Here is a 12,655-nt window from a genome sequence, read left to right on the forward strand (position 1 = left end):
CGCGGCGGCTGCGGCAGCTAAGGGATTGAGGGAACACATGTCGTCGTACTTCACCGACCTCGCCCGGCAGTACATCGACGGCGAGTGGCGTCCGGGCACCGGCTCCTGGGACATCATCGACTTCAACCCGTACGACAACGAGAAGCTGGCCTCGATCACCATAGCCACGGTCGACGAGGTCGACGCCGCCTACCGGGCCGCCGAACGTGCGCAGAAGCAGTGGGCCGCGACGAACCCGTACGCGCGCCGCGCGGTGTTCGAGAAGGCGCTGAGCCTGGTGGAGGAACGCGAGGAGGAGATCAGCGAGGCGATCGTCGCCGAGCTGGGCGGCACCCGCCTGAAGGCCGCCTTCGAACTGCACCTCGCCAAGGAGTTCCTGCGCGAGGCTGTCCACCTGGCGCTGCGCCCCGAGGGCCGGATCATCCCCTCGCCCGTCGACGGCAAGGAGAACCGCGTCTACCGGGTGCCGGTCGGTGTCGTCGGCGTCATCAGCCCCTTCAACTTCCCGTTCCTGCTCTCCCTGAAGTCGGTCGCCCCCGCCCTCGCCCTGGGCAACGGCGTCGTCCTCAAGCCGCACCAGAACACGCCGATCGTCGGCGGCACCCTGGTCGCGAAGATCCTTCAGGACGCCGGACTGCCGGGCGGCCTGCTCAACGTCGTCGTCACCGACATCGCGGAGATCGGCGACGCCTTCCTGGAGCACCCGGTGCCCAAGGTGATCTCCTTCACCGGCTCCGACAAGGTCGGCCGCCACGTGGCCACCGTGTGCGCCGCGCACTTCAAGCGCTCGGTCCTCGAACTGGGCGGCAACAGCGCGCTGGTGGTCCTCGACGACGCCGACGTCGACTACGCGGTCGACGCCGCCGTCTTCAGCCGGTTCGTCCACCAGGGCCAGGTCTGCATGGCCGCCAACCGTGTCCTGGTCGACCGGTCGGTCGCCGAGGAGTTCACCGAGAAGTTCGTCGCCAAGGTGAAGTCCCTCAAGGCCGGAGACCCCGGCGACCCGTCCACCGTCATCGGCCCGGTGATCAACTCCTCGCAGGCGGACGCGCTCGCGGGCGTGGTCGAGCAGGCCCTCGCCGAGGGCGCCACCGCCCTGGTGCGCGGCACGACCACGGACAACCTCGTCGAGCCCTCGGTCCTCACCGGCCTGCCCGCCGACTCCGCGCTGCTGCGGCAGGAGGTCTTCGGGCCGGTCGTCTTCCTCGTCCCGTTCGACGGCGAGGAGGAGGCCGTACGCCTCGTCAACGACACCCCGTACGGGCTGAGCGGCGCCGTGCACACCGGGAACATCGAGCGCGGCGTCAACTTCGCCAAGCAGATCGACACCGGCATGTTCCACGTGAACGACGGCACCGTGCACGACGAGCCGATCGTGCCGTTCGGCGGCGAGAAGCACTCCGGCATCGGCCGCCTCAACGGGGACACGATGCTGGACGCCTTCACCACGCAGAAGTGGATCTCGGTGCAGCACGGGCGCAGCGGGTTCCCGTTCTGAGCCGCACACGGGCTGGGCGGACATGCGTCCAGGTGCACAGTGGACGCATGTCCGCTACCCGCCCCATTGCCGAAGCGAGGGGCAAGCTCGGTGAGCTGGCCCGGCGAGCCGCGCGGCACGAACGCATCACGCTGACCGGCCGGGGTGTACCGGCCGTCGTCCTCGTGTCACCGGCCGAGCCGGAGGACGTCGGGGACGCGCCGGCGCCGGCCCGCCTGGACGGGACCGCGCGCTCGGGCGCATCGGGACTCCCGTCCCGCACGCCGAGGCACGCCGCGCCCTGCTTGAGGCGGTCGGGCGGGGTGGCGAGTGACCTGGGAGGTCGTCTGGGAGCCGGCTGCCCTGGACGCGGCCACCGGCACCTCAAGGGCGATCCCGCAGGAGTTGACGACCTCCTGTACGCCACCGATCAGCCCGCGGGTCGTCCCCGGCCGGAGGGCTCCCGTGCGTGGGGAGCCGACCACCGGCGGCTCCGTCACGGCCGGTGGCGCGTCCTCTACCGTCTCGATGCCGAGGCCCGCACGCCGTACATCGAGCACGTCGGACGCACGGAGGCCTGAGCGAGCCCAAGCCCTCGACGGCGTCTTCGCCCGGGACCTGGTGGCGAGGGAAGAGGGCCTCCCCGCCTAACCTGGACCCCATGTCAGCGATCCGTCTCCTGGTGCTCGGCGCGGTCCGCCAGCACGGGCGGGCCCACGGCTACCAGGTGCGCAATGACCTGGAGTACTGGGGCGCGCACGAGTGGTCCAACGCCAAGCCCGGCTCGATCTACCACGCGCTGAAGCAGATGGCGAAGCAGGGGCTGCTGCTCGCGCACGAGATCGCGCCGTCCACGGTGGGCGGTCCGCCGCGCGTGGAGTACGAGATCACCGAGCGGGGCACCGAGGAGTTCCTCACCCTGCTGCGCGCCTATCTCACCGCCTACGACCAGCGGCCGGACGTGCTCACCGCGGCGCTCGGCTTCATGGTCGACCTCCCGCGCGAGGAGGCGCTCGCGCTGCTGGAGGAGCGGGTGCGGAAGATCGAGGAGTGGCGGGCCTCGGTCACCGAGTACTACACGCCCGCGGAGGGGCCCGGTCAGCTCGGGCACATCGGCGAGATCATGAACTTCTGGGTCCACTCGGCCGACTCCGGCGCCGAGTGGACCCGCGGCCTCGTCGCGCGCGTCCGGGGTGGCGCGTACACCTTCGCCGGTGAGGGCGAGCCGTTCGTCGGTGTGCTGGCCGAGGGCGAGGAGAACCCCTACGCGACGGGACGGCCGCACTACGGGGACGCCCACTAATCAAGTTTGACCAACCGAGGGAAGCGCGTTACCTTCCCGGGGTAGTCAAATTTGTCTAGCGAGGGGAGTTCCAGTGGCCGACGCGGCGATCACCGTCGAAGGCGCACGCAAGAAGTACGGCGGCAAGGACGCGCTCGACGGACTCGACCTCACGGTCGCGCGCGGCACGGTGCACTGCGTACTGGGCCCGAACGGCGCGGGCAAGACGACCCTGGTCCGTATCCTGTCCACCCTGCTGCGGCCCGACGCGGGCCGGATAGAGGTGGCCGGACACGACATCGTCGCCGAGGCGTACGCGGTACGGCTGCGCATCGGCCTGCTCGGCCAGCACGCGGCTCTCGACGAGGAGCTGGGAGGTCGGCAGAACCTGGAGATGGTCGGCCGCCTCCATCACCTGGGCGCACGACGGGCACGCGCGCGTGCCGACGAACTGCTCGCCCGCTTCGGCCTCACCGACACCGGACGCAAGCCGGTCGGCGCCTACAGCGGGGGTATGCGGCGCCGCCTGGACCTGGCCGCGTCCCTCCTCACCGAACCGGAGGTGCTCTTCCTGGACGAACCGACCACCGGACTCGACCCGCGCGGCCGCGCCGAGGTGTGGGACTCGGTCCGCGCCCTGGTGGGCGCCGGTACGACGGTCCTGCTCACCACCCAGTACCTGGAGGAGGCCGATCAGCTCGCCGACCGCATCTCGGTCGTCGACGCCGGCCGGGTCGTCGCCGACGGCACGGTGGACGAACTCAAGGCCGCCATCGGCGGCGACCGCGTCGACGTCGTCCTGCGCGACGCCGGTCAACTGGGCGCGGCGGTCGCTCTGCTGCCGCTCACCGGCGTCCGCGTCGACGCCGACCGCCGGCTGCTCAGCGCCCCGGTCACCGACCGGATGGCGGCACTGACCGGCGTCGTACGGGCGCTGGAGGAAGCCGGTCTGGACGCGGAGGACGTGGCCCTGCGCCGCCCGACCCTGGACGAGGTGTTCCTGCACCTCACCGACCGCACCGTCACCGACCGCACGAAGGAGGCCGTGTGAGTACCGGAGTGAGCACGAGCACGGTCCCGAGGCCCGTGACGTACGCCCTGACCGACTCCTGGACCATGACCCGCCGGGAGCTGGCCCGCTGGGGGCGGCAGCCGGTGACGGTCGTCGTCGGCCTGGTCTTCCCGGTCATGCTGCTGCTGATGTTCGGCTACCTGGTCGGCGGCGGCCGGGGCGTGAGCGGCGAGTACGTCGACTACCTGGTCCCCGGCATGCTGGCGCTCACCATGGCCTTCGGCCTGGAGGGCACCATGATCGCCGTCACCCGGGACCTCGACAAGGGCGTCGTCGACCGCTTCCGCTCGCTGCCGATGGCCAACGGCGCGGTGCTGGTGGGCCGTTCCGCCGCCGACATGCTCCAGTCGGCGGTCGGCCTCGCCGTGCTGACCGGCGTCGGGTACGCGCTCGGCTGGCGGGCCCACGGCGGCCCCGGCGCCTTCCTCGGCGCGGTCGGCCTGCTCCTGCTCTTCCGCTTCGCCATGCTGTGGATCGGTATCCTCCTGGCCCTGGCGGCCGGGAAGCCCGAGCTGGTGCAGGCGGTGCAGATCCTGGTGTGGCCGGTCGGCTTCCTCTCCAACGCCTTCGCCGCGCCGGACTCCATGCCCGGCCGGCTGGGCACGGTCGTCGAGTGGAACCCCATGTCCCAGACCGCCACGGCCGTCCGCGACCTCTTCGGCGGCCCCGGCGGCGAGTCCGGCCACGTGTGGGCGGCGGTCCTCTGGCCGCTGGCCCTGCTCGCGGTGTTCTTCCCGCTGGCGGTGGCGCGCTTCGCGCGGCTCAGCCGGTGAGCGCGGGACGTCAGCAACCCGGCCCGCCGTCCGCCCGCGCGAGGAGACGGGCACCTCTGCTCTCCGCGATCCGCATCACGTCGGTCAGGGCCTCGCTCGTACGGGCAAGGACGTAGCGGAGTTGGCCGGACGTCACGTCCGGGTCGTCCAGCATGTCGGCCACGCGGTCGAGGAGGTCGCCGGCCATGCCGAGTTGGACGCTCTCGACGGTGTCGGCGGCACGGGAGAGGCGTCCGCTGCCGTCGGTCAGGAGATAGCACGGCTTCCCCTCGGGGCCTGTCCGGGGCAGGAGCCGGGCGGGGGTGAGGGCGTGGTGTGTCATGCGGTCATTCCCAGGGAGCGGATCGAGTGTGGGGGTGGGGCGAGGTGGACGCCTTGCGGGGCGATCACCAGGGAGAGGCGACGGGCCTTTCGGCGCCTCTCCCGCTCCCGCCGCTCGTGCGCGACGAGATACGGGCGCACAAGGGCGTGGTCCCCACCGCGCAGCGGGCATGCGCCGAGCCGGCGCGAGGCCGGTCCCCCGGCGGGCGGAGGCGACGGGACGCCGGGGTCCCGCGCGGTGCGTCGATGCCGCCCCGCACCGGGGACGACAGGGCGAAGCAGTGGTTCGCAGAGGCGGGCGAAAGGGCCGGGCATGGCGTGACTCCGTGATCGACGTCGCTGTGTGTAGCGATCGACAAACGAAGTGCGAGGCGCCGCGCCAGGCTCGCCAGGGGGTGCGAGGCGACAGCTCCTTTGTCACATGGGAGTTGATCGCGTGAGCACGAATTACGGTGACCGGCTCAAGGAACAGCGTGAAGCGGCGGGGCTGACGCAACAGCAACTGGCCGACGTGGCGGTCATGACCCGGACGCACATCGCGCACATCGAGGCGGGGCGCCGAGTGCCGTCGCAGGAGGACGCGCGGCGTCTGGACAACGCCCTGAACACGGGAAACGTGCTGAGCCGGTTTCTGCCGGAACAAGACGTGGTGGTCGCTGCCTGCTTCGAGGCGGCTCGCTTGCTCGAACAACAGGCACTGACGATTCGTGAGTTCGCGTTGTCGTTCGTGCCAGGCATCCTTCAGACGAAAGGGTACGCGCGTGCGGTTCTGAGCACGTCGTTCCCTCCGGTGAGTGAAGAGGAGCGTGACAGGCGCCTTGTCACACGCCTGAAGCGGGCGGAGGTCCTCGATGATCCGGCGACGCCCGTAATCTGGGCGCTGCTGGACGAGGCGGTGCTACGGCGCCAGATCGGCGGCCCAGAGGTGATGGCGGAACAGCTCACCCACCTCGTGCGCCTTGCCGAAGTCGGCCGGATTCAGGTGCACGTGCTTCCGTTCACGCTGGGGCTCCATCCGCTCCTGAGCAATATCATCACGCTGATGTGGTTCGAGGACCAGCCGCCGGCGGCCTACGGTGAGGGCCTCTGGATGGGCAGGCTCCATGACTCTCCGTCCATCGTCCGGGAGCTTCGGCATCGCTACGATTTCGGGTTGGGCAACGCCCTGCCTCTGAAAGAGTCCCTGGCTCTGCTCAGGGCGACAGCAAAGGACTATGAACGCCATGTCCGACCTGGTCATTCCGAACGCCACGGTGCTGGAGGGACGGCGTAAGTCCTCCTACGGCAACGATCAGGCGGGCAGCTGCCTCGAAGTCCTCGACGGCCACCGCCGGGGCGTTCCCGTGCGCGACTCCAAGAACCCCCACGGCCCCGCCGTGATCGTCCCGGCATCCGCCTGGTCGGCGTTCGTCACGGCGGTCAGCGGCGGCGAACTGCCCTCCTGACCAGGCGGCGCAGCCGTCAGTGGTGGAACCCGGTGGCCGCACCCTTGTCCCGGATCAGTGGGCCCGGCTGCCGGCGCAGTTCCGGCAGCAGCCGCTCCAGGTCGTCCAGCAGCAGGTCGGCCATGTCGGCCGAGAAGCCGTTGCGGCACACCACCCGCAGCACGGACAGGTCCTCGCGGTGCGGCGGGAAGGTGTACGCGGGCACCAGCCAGCCGCCCTCCCGCAGCCGCCGGGAGACGTCGAAGACGTCGTACGCCGTCACGTCGTCGGCCGTCGTGAAGGCGAACACCGGCAACTGGTCGCCGCGCGTCAGCAGCCGGAAGTCGCCGAGCGCCGCCACCCGCCCGGCGAGCGAGCCCGCGATGTCCCGCGCGGTCTGCTGCACGGCCCGGTAGCCCTCGCGGCCCAGCCGCAGGAACGTGTAGTACTGCGCTACCACCTGCGCCCCGGGCCGGGAGAAGTTCAGCGCGAAGGTCGGCATGTCACCGCCCAGGTAGTTGACCCGGAAGACCAACTCCTCGGGCAGCGCCTCCGCGTCCCGCCACAGCGCCCAGCCGACCCCCGGGTAGACCAGCCCGTACTTGTGTCCCGAGGTGTTGATCGAGGCGACCCTCGGCAGCCGGAAGTCCCAGACCAGGTCCTCGTCCAGGAACGGCGCGACCATGCCCCCGGAGGCCCCGTCGACGTGCACGGGGATGTCGAGGCCGGTGCGCTCCTGGAGGGCGTCGAGGGCCGCGCACAGGTCGGCGATCGGTTCGTAGGAGCCGTCGAAGGTGGAGCCCAGGATGCCGACGACCCCGATGGTGTTCTCGTCGCACAGTTCGGCGGCGGCCTGCGGGTCCAGGTGGAAGCGGTCGCCCTCCATCGGGACCTGCCGGGCCTCCACCTCCCAGAAATTGCAGAACTTGTCCCAGCAGACCTGCACGTTCACGCCCATGACGAGATTGGGCCGCACGTCCTTCGCCGGGTACCGGTCGGCGTTGCGCAGCGCCCACCGCCGCTTGAGCGCCAGCCCGGCCAGCATGCACGCCTCGCTCGACCCGGTCGTCGAGCAGCCCACGGCCGCCGACGGGTCGGGCGCGTGCCACAGGTCGGCGAGCATCGCCACGCAGCGCCGCTCCAGCTCGGCGGTGCGCGGGTACTCGTCCTTGTCGATCATGTTCTTGTCCCGGCACTCGCTCATCAGCACCCCGGCCTGCGGCTCCATCCAGGTGGTGACGAAGGTGGCCAGGTTGAGGCGCGCGTTGCCGTCCAGCATCAGCTCGTCGTGGACCAGGCGGTACGCGCTCTCCGGCGGCAGCGGGGAGTCGGGCAGCCGGTGGGCGGGCGGGGCCTCGGTCATGCCGCCGAGCGGGTTCGCCGCCGCGTGGAAGGGGTTCACGGCGAGCCGGCGCCGGTCACGATCGTCGTCGTGGGACGGGCGGGGACCCTTGTGCAGTGACATGCAACCGACGGTAGGCCCGAGCCCCCGGCCCCGCACCCGGGGCCGCACCGGACTTGCACCCGGGGCCGCACCGGACTTGCACCTCACGCCGCGTGAGGCGGCAGCGTGGACGGCGTCACAGAAGGGAGCGGAAGTGAGCTACTCCGTGGGACAGGTGGCCGGCTTCGCCGGAGTGACGGTGCGCACCCTGCACCACTACGACGACATCGGCCTGCTCGCACCGGGCGAGCGCAGCCACGCGGGCCACCGGCGCTACGGCGACGCCGACCTCGACCGGCTGCAGCAGATCCTGTTCTACCGGGAGCTGGGCTTCCCGCTCGACGAGGTCGCCGCCCTGCTCGACGACCCGGCCGCGGACCCGCGCGCGCACCTGCGCCGCCGGCACGAGCTGCTGACCGCCCGGATCGAGAAGCTGCGGAAGATGGCCGCGGCCGTGGAACACGCCATGGAGGCACGCAGCATGGGGATCAATCTCACGCCTGAGGAGAAGTTCGAGGTGTTCGGGGACCACGACCCCGACCAGTACGAGGACGAGGTCGAGCAGCGCTGGGGCGACACCGACGCCTACCGTCAGGCGCGGCGGCGCGCGGCCTCGTACACCAAGGAGGACTGGCAGCGCATCCAGCGCGAGGCCGACGAGATCAACCGGCGCTTCGTCGCCCTCATGGACGACGAGGCACCCGCCGACTCCGATGCGGCCATGGACGCCGCCGAGGAGCACCGCCGGTGGATGTCCCGCAACCACTACGACTGCGGGTACGAGATGCACACCTGCATCGGCGAGATGTACGTCTCGGACGAGCGGTTCACGAGGAACATCGACGCCACCAGGCCGGGCCTCGCCGCCTACCAGCGCGACGCGTTCCTCGCGAACGCCGCCCGGCACACCTCCTGAGCGTCCTTCGAACGGCCGTGGCCCGGACCTCATTCCCGGGCCACGACCACCGCCGTCCCGTACGCGCACACCTCGGTGCCCACGTCCGCCGCCTCCGTCACGTCGAAGCGGAACGCCAGCACCGCGTTGGCCCCACGCGCGCGTGCCTGCTCGACGAGCCGTTCCATCGCCTGGTTGCGCGTCTCCACCAGCGTCTTGGTGAGGCCGCGCAGCTCGCCGCCGATCATCGACTTCAGCCCCGCGCCGAGCCGGCTCCCCAGATGCCGGGAGCGCACGGTCAGTCCGAAGACCTCCCCGAGCACCTCCTGCACACGGTGGCCCGGCAGGTCGTTCGTGGTCACGACGAGCACCTCGGGCTGCGGGCCCTGGCCGCCGCCGTATTCTTCAATACCCATGGTTCTCGGGTTTCCCGCGGAACGGCACAGTGCACCCCGGGGCGTCCCGTGGAACCAGGGACACCGCGGCTGCGTTGTACGTTTGGGCAGCCAGGTCCAGCCCGCCTCCCCCCAGCAGCAGGAGCCACAATCCCGTGACCACCCTTGCGCTCGGTCCCGAGTGGATCAGCCCGGACTACCTGATCGAGACGTTCAGTCTGCCCGGCATCCTGCTCATCGTCTTCGCCGAGTCCGGACTCTTCGCGTTCCTGCCCGGCGACTCGCTGCTGTTCACCGCGGGCCTCTTCGTCGCCCAGGGCCAGTACATCAGCCAGCCGCTGTGGCTGGTGTGCGCCCTGATCGTGACCGCCGCCGTCCTCGGTGACCAAGTCGGTTACATGATCGGCAAGTTCTTCGGTCCCAGGCTCTTCAGCCGCCCCAACTCCAAGCTCTTCAAACAGGAGAACCTGGAGAAGGCCCACGAGTTCATGGACAAGTACGGCCCCAAGGCGATCGTCCTGGCCCGCTTCGTGCCCATCGTGCGCACCTTCGCCCCCATCGTGGCGGGCGCCGGCCGCATGAAGTACCGCACCTTCCTCACGTACAACGTGATCGGCGGCGTCGCCTGGGGCACCGGCGTCACCCTCGCGGGCTACTGGCTCGGCCAGATCGAGGTCATCCGCACCAACGTCGAGGCGATCCTCGTACTGATCGTCCTGGTCTCGGTCGTCCCGATCGCCATCGAGTTCCTGCGCGAACGCAGGAAGAAGCAGCGCGCCGCCGCCGCGACCGGGCCGGTCCCTCCGGCGGACCGGCAGCAGCCCTCGTACCCGGTCATGGACGACGCGACGACCCAGCTCCGCCGCGTGGACCCGTACGAACGGCAGCCGCACCAGTACCAGCACCAGCAGCCGCAGCACCAGCAGCAGCCGCCGCAGTACCAGCCGCCGCAGCAGTACCAGCAGCAGCCGTACGCCCCGCAGTACCCGCAGAACTACGGCCAGCAGAGCTACGACCAGCAGCGGCCCTATGGCGACCAGCGGCCCTATGGCGACCAGCAGCCGCACGGCGACCAGCAGCCCTACGGCGACCAGCAGCCGCACGGCGACCAGCAGGGCGGGCAGTACCCGTACAGCCAGGGACGCTGACCCTCCTCAGAGGCGCGGGGACCGCGCGACCAGCCACGACGCGTTCGCAGCCGCCGACGGACCGAACCGTCCGGGCTCGTGGGCGCCCCGCGCTAGAAACCCCGCGTCCGCTTCGCCGCCCGGCGCCCCGCCGCACTCGCCGCACCCGGCACCTTCAGGAACAGCCGCGAGATCTCCCCGCCCAGGTTCACCCCGATCGCGATGGCCATCGCCAGCGCCACCGCCTTGGACAGCGACAGCAACCCCGCGTCGACCTCGCTCTGCGCGATCGCCAGCAGCCCGAAGTACGTCGCCGAACCGGGCAGCAGCGGTCCGATCGCCGCGGTCGTGTACGGCAGCGCCGACGCGAACCGGTACCGGGACATCAGCTGCCCGAACAGACCCACAAGGCCGGCCGCGGCGGCCGTGGAGGCCACCGGTGAGATGCCGCCCGCGTAGTGCATGGCGCCGTACACGCACCAGGCGACGCCGCCGTTCAGGGTGACCGCCAGCACGGTGGACCGTTCCTGCTGGAGCAGGATCGCGAAGGCCAGCGACAGGAGCATCGAGGCGAAGATCTGCACGAACGGTTCGTCGCCCGTGCCCAGCGCGGCGTCCGGGTTGAGCTCGGCACCCAGCTGGACGCCGAAGTACAGCACCACCAGCACCCCGGCGACGATGCTGACGAAGAAGTACATGACCTCGAGCAGGCGCGCGGCCGCGGTGATGTAGAAGCCGGTCAGGCCGTCCTGCACCCCGGCGACCAGTGCCCGCCCGGGCAGCAGCGCGAACAGGCCACCGGTGATGACCGCGGACGCCTTCACGTCGACGTGCGTCACCGTCAGCGCGACGCCCATCGCGGCGGGCGGCATCGCCGCCACCGCGAACTGGTAGAACTCCGGCAGTCCGCGTCCGGCGCACAGCCAGGCCAGCCGGTCGCCGAGCATCGAGCCCAGCATCGCCGCGAAGAACACGGTCAGCCCGCCACCGACGAGCAACGAGGCCCCGCCCGCGAGCATCCCGCTCGCCGTGGTCAGCACCCAGGTCGGGTACGGGTGCCGGTTGCGGCGGATCTCGGCGAGGCGCCGGTAGGCCTCCTCCAGCGAGATCTGCGTGTCCGGGTCGCTCAGGTCGTCCACCAGCTGGAACACGGCCGCGAGCCGGGTGTAGTCGGTGCCGCGGCGGCGTACCGTCCGCGACGCCGTCACCGGGTCCTCGACCAGGGACGGCTGGTGGGAGATCGACAGCAGGGTGAAGGTGACGTTCGGCTCGCAGCGGTCCAGGCCGTAGGACCGGCACACGGCGAACATGGCCGCCTCCACGTCCTCGGCGCCCTCACCGCCCGCCAGCAGCAGCTCCCCGATACGCAGGGTCAGGTCGAGCACGCGCGGCACGGCGGGGCCGGTCTCGTCGTCGTGCTTCTGCGACGGCTCGGGCGCGGGCCGCTCGGCCACCGGCATACGCAGCATGGCGCGCATACGGTCCTGCCAGGGCACGTCCGTCAGGTTCACCGCCGGGAAGCCGCTCGCCGGAGTGAAGGCGGTCGGGGCGGTCCACGCGCTGTGGGTGCTCGGAATGATGAACGCTGAGCCCTCGTGGTCCGCGGGTGCCGCCGACGGCACCTCCAGGCCGTCGGGGAGTGAGAACTCCGAGGTCGTCTCGGACTCCGTGCCGGTGTGCCGGGAGAAGGCGAGCCCCTGGGGGATCTCGAACTCGGACGTCGTCGACGACTCGCCGTCGATCGACGCGACGATCCCACTGGGCTGCCGGAAGGCACTGCGGGCCTCGTCCGACTGCGGTTTGCGGTCCTCCGCCTCCGTCACCTGCGCAACGCTCCCTGGTACGAACACACCCTCCTGTTCACCTCAGTATGCGCACCGAAACGCGAACGGGCCGCACGCGGGTGCGTGCGGCCCGGTACGGGAGGGGCGCCCGATCAGTGGCCGCCCTGGTCCTTGAAGCGCTTGTACGACCGCTCGATCTCGGCCTCGGCGTCGGTGCGGCCCACCCAGTCGGCGCCCTCGACGGACTTGCCGGGCTCCAGGTCCTTGTAGACCTCGAAGAAGTGCTGGATCTCCAGGCGGTCGAACTCCGACACGTGGTGGATGTCACGCAGGTGCTCCACCCGAGGGTCGGTCGACGGCACGCACAGCAGCTTGTCGTCGCCGCCGGCCTCGTCCGTCATCCGGAACATGCCGATCGCGCGGCAGCGGATGAGGCAGCCCGGGAAGGTCGGCTCGTCCAGGATGACCAGCGCGTCCAGCGGGTCGCCGTCCTCGCCGAGGGTGTTCTCCACGAAGCCGTAGTCGGTCGGGTAGGCGGTCGAGGTGAACAGGCGGCGGTCCAGGCGGATACGACCGGTCTCGTGGTCCACCTCGTACTTGTTCCGCGAACCCTTCGGGATCTCGATCGTGACGTCGAACTCCACCGGACGCTCCTCCATGA

General features: G+C 70.8%; 14 protein-coding genes. 9 read left to right on the plus strand and 5 right to left on the minus strand.

All coding sequences use genetic code 11. The features are described from left to right. Window positions 1–37 precede the first annotated feature (37 nt). The 5 genes from ACGFYH_RS23245 to ACGFYH_RS23265 all read left to right on the plus strand — a co-directional run bounded on the left by ACGFYH_RS23245 (window position 38) and on the right by ACGFYH_RS23265 (window position 4,604). Window positions 38–1,498, plus strand: a complete 1,461-nt coding sequence (locus ACGFYH_RS23245) for an aldehyde dehydrogenase family protein (RefSeq protein ID WP_393805075.1) — start codon at window positions 38–40, stop codon at window positions 1,496–1,498. Window positions 1,499–1,545: 47 nt separating this feature from the next. Next, on the plus strand, window positions 1,546–2,058 hold the full coding sequence (locus ACGFYH_RS23250) for a type II toxin-antitoxin system prevent-host-death family antitoxin (RefSeq protein WP_393805076.1): 513 nt from the start codon (window positions 1,546–1,548) through the stop codon (window positions 2,056–2,058). Between the two features lie 80 nt (window positions 2,059–2,138). Continuing rightward, window positions 2,139–2,780: a PadR family transcriptional regulator gene (locus ACGFYH_RS23255; RefSeq protein WP_393805077.1), complete on the plus strand. Its 642-nt coding sequence runs from the start codon at window positions 2,139–2,141 to the stop codon at window positions 2,778–2,780. A gap of 73 nt (window positions 2,781–2,853) precedes the next feature. Further along, entirely contained in the window at window positions 2,854–3,810 is a 957-nt protein-coding gene (locus ACGFYH_RS23260) for an ATP-binding cassette domain-containing protein (protein ID WP_393805078.1), read from the plus strand. Between the two features lie 65 nt (window positions 3,811–3,875). Then, a complete protein-coding gene (locus ACGFYH_RS23265; protein WP_393805147.1) occupies window positions 3,876–4,604 on the plus strand; it encodes an ABC transporter permease in 729 nt (242 codons plus the stop codon). A gap of 10 nt (window positions 4,605–4,614) precedes the next feature. On the opposite strand, the gene ACGFYH_RS23270 is transcribed toward ACGFYH_RS23265, so the two are convergent. After that, a complete protein-coding gene (locus tag ACGFYH_RS23270; RefSeq protein WP_393805079.1) occupies window positions 4,615–4,926 on the minus strand; it encodes a hypothetical protein in 312 nt (103 codons plus the stop codon). A 435-nt stretch (window positions 4,927–5,361) separates the two neighbouring features. On the opposite strand from ACGFYH_RS23270, the gene ACGFYH_RS23275 reads away from it, so the two are divergent. Then, window positions 5,362–6,198, plus strand: a complete 837-nt coding sequence (locus tag ACGFYH_RS23275; RefSeq protein ID WP_393805080.1) for a Scr1 family TA system antitoxin-like transcriptional regulator — start codon at window positions 5,362–5,364, stop codon at window positions 6,196–6,198. Then, a complete protein-coding gene (locus ACGFYH_RS23280) occupies window positions 6,149–6,370 on the plus strand; it encodes a DUF397 domain-containing protein (RefSeq protein ID WP_393805081.1) in 222 nt (73 codons plus the stop codon). Before ACGFYH_RS23275 ends, ACGFYH_RS23280 begins: the two co-directional genes overlap by 50 nt. A 16-nt stretch (window positions 6,371–6,386) precedes the next feature. Here ACGFYH_RS23280 and ACGFYH_RS23285 read toward each other — a convergent pair whose 3' ends face one another. Next, window positions 6,387–7,814 carry a glutamate decarboxylase gene (locus ACGFYH_RS23285; RefSeq protein WP_393805082.1) on the minus strand — a complete coding sequence of 476 codons (1,428 nt, stop codon included), beginning with the start codon at window positions 7,812–7,814 and terminating at the stop codon, window positions 6,387–6,389. 133 nt (window positions 7,815–7,947) lie between these two features. Between ACGFYH_RS23285 and ACGFYH_RS23290 the strand changes: the two genes are divergently transcribed. Beyond that, window positions 7,948–8,709 (plus strand): MerR family transcriptional regulator, encoded by a 762-nt coding sequence (locus ACGFYH_RS23290; protein WP_393805083.1) that lies wholly within the window; start codon window positions 7,948–7,950, stop codon window positions 8,707–8,709. Between the two features lie 29 nt (window positions 8,710–8,738). Here ACGFYH_RS23290 and ACGFYH_RS23295 read toward each other — a convergent pair whose 3' ends face one another. Next, entirely contained in the window at window positions 8,739–9,104 is a 366-nt protein-coding gene (locus tag ACGFYH_RS23295) for a YbjQ family protein (RefSeq protein WP_393805084.1), read from the minus strand. A 134-nt stretch (window positions 9,105–9,238) separates the two neighbouring features. On the opposite strand from ACGFYH_RS23295, the gene ACGFYH_RS23300 reads away from it, so the two are divergent. Further along, complete coding sequence (locus tag ACGFYH_RS23300; RefSeq protein WP_393805085.1) at window positions 9,239–10,231, plus strand: VTT domain-containing protein; 993 nt, start codon at window positions 9,239–9,241, stop codon at window positions 10,229–10,231. Between the two features lie 92 nt (window positions 10,232–10,323). Here ACGFYH_RS23300 and ACGFYH_RS23305 read toward each other — a convergent pair whose 3' ends face one another. Together ACGFYH_RS23305 and ACGFYH_RS23310 are read right to left on the minus strand one after the other, a co-directional pair. Next, window positions 10,324–12,033 (minus strand): threonine/serine exporter ThrE family protein, encoded by a 1,710-nt coding sequence (locus ACGFYH_RS23305; protein WP_393805086.1) that lies wholly within the window; start codon window positions 12,031–12,033, stop codon window positions 10,324–10,326. A gap of 113 nt (window positions 12,034–12,146) precedes the next feature. Continuing rightward, on the minus strand, window positions 12,147–12,638 hold the full coding sequence (locus ACGFYH_RS23310; RefSeq protein WP_007452023.1) for an inorganic diphosphatase: 492 nt from the start codon (window positions 12,636–12,638) through the stop codon (window positions 12,147–12,149). Between the last annotated feature and the right edge of the window lie 17 nt (window positions 12,639–12,655).

Origin of the sequence: Streptomyces sp. NPDC048392 (genome assembly GCF_043200575.1) — a bacterium.
Taxonomy (GTDB): Bacteria; Actinomycetota; Actinomycetes; order Streptomycetales; family Streptomycetaceae; genus Streptomyces.

Bases quoted from the DNA above. Each gene is read 5' to 3' on its own strand.
- ACGFYH_RS23245 (WP_393805075.1), top strand. From the start codon at position 38: ATGTCGTCGTACTTCACCGACCTCGCCCGGCAGTACATCGACGGCGAG.
- ACGFYH_RS23250 (WP_393805076.1), top strand. From the start codon at position 1,546: ATGTCCGCTACCCGCCCCATTGCCGAAGCGAGGGGCAAGCTCGGTGAG.
- ACGFYH_RS23255 (WP_393805077.1), top strand. From the start codon at position 2,139: ATGTCAGCGATCCGTCTCCTGGTGCTCGGCGCGGTCCGCCAGCACGGG.
- ACGFYH_RS23265 (WP_393805147.1), top strand. From the start codon at position 3,876: ATGACCCGCCGGGAGCTGGCCCGCTGGGGGCGGCAGCCGGTGACGGTC.
- ACGFYH_RS23270 (WP_393805079.1), bottom strand. From the start codon at position 4,926: ATGACACACCACGCCCTCACCCCCGCCCGGCTCCTGCCCCGGACAGGC.
- ACGFYH_RS23280 (WP_393805081.1), top strand. From the start codon at position 6,149: ATGTCCGACCTGGTCATTCCGAACGCCACGGTGCTGGAGGGACGGCGT.
- ACGFYH_RS23285 (WP_393805082.1), bottom strand. From the start codon at position 7,814: ATGTCACTGCACAAGGGTCCCCGCCCGTCCCACGACGACGATCGTGAC.
- ACGFYH_RS23295 (WP_393805084.1), bottom strand. From the start codon at position 9,104: ATGGGTATTGAAGAATACGGCGGCGGCCAGGGCCCGCAGCCCGAGGTG.